The following is a 706-nucleotide window of genomic DNA, read 5'->3' on the forward strand; positions in this document are numbered from 1 at the left end:
TTAACAAGAACATCAATAGTAGTGAGGATAAGGTATCAGCAGGAACCTTAGGATTGGTGCAACTTTCGAAGAGTGAAGTGACAACAGAAGATGGTGACTCACAAGAAGTTACTGCCTTAGTCATTGATAATGTGGCAGCTAAAGAAGCTGACGTATTTAATATTTCAAATGGTAAAGAAGGTCGTACGCTAACAGGAGTGAAGGCAGGACAGATCGCTCAGGATTCACTTGATGCCATCAATGGCTCACAGCTTCATGTAGCAAATCAAAATGTGGCAAAAGTGCTTGGAGGTAATGCCACTTTTAAAGATGGTCAATTAACCGGCGTTGACTTCTCAGGTGCATTTACCGGTTTAGCTGAAGGCGAGAAGATTGAATCAGTCTATGGTGGATTTGAAAATCTTGATAAACGAGTTGATGCAACGAGCAAAGTCGTTGATGATATCAACAGTGGCTTAGGCATCGGTGAAGATGGAGAGTCTGGCTCAGTTGGTGAAGTGATTGGCGGTATTAAAGATGACGTTTCAAAAGTTGTTGCAGGTAAAGCGGGTCTAATTCAGTTGAATGATGGCAGTACAAAACTCATCATTGATAACGAACTTGCTGAGAATGCATTAACTTTTGATATTTCAAATGGTGAAGAAGGTCGTACGTTAACAGGTTTAGCGGATGGAACTATTGCCACAGGCTCTAAAGATGCGGTAAC

1 protein-coding gene is annotated in these 706 nt (G+C 41.5%); it reads left to right on the forward strand.

Features of this window, described 5'->3' with window-relative positions; genetic code table 11:
* Positions 1-77: 77 nt before the first annotated feature.
* A partial coding sequence (locus tag FK529_RS20850) for a hypothetical protein (protein WP_438947218.1) occupies positions 78-706 on the forward strand: 629 nt, incomplete at its 3' end.

The organism is Tsukamurella asaccharolytica (genome assembly GCF_007858435.1).
Taxonomy (GTDB): Bacteria; Actinomycetota; Actinomycetes; order Mycobacteriales; family Mycobacteriaceae; genus Tsukamurella; species Tsukamurella asaccharolytica.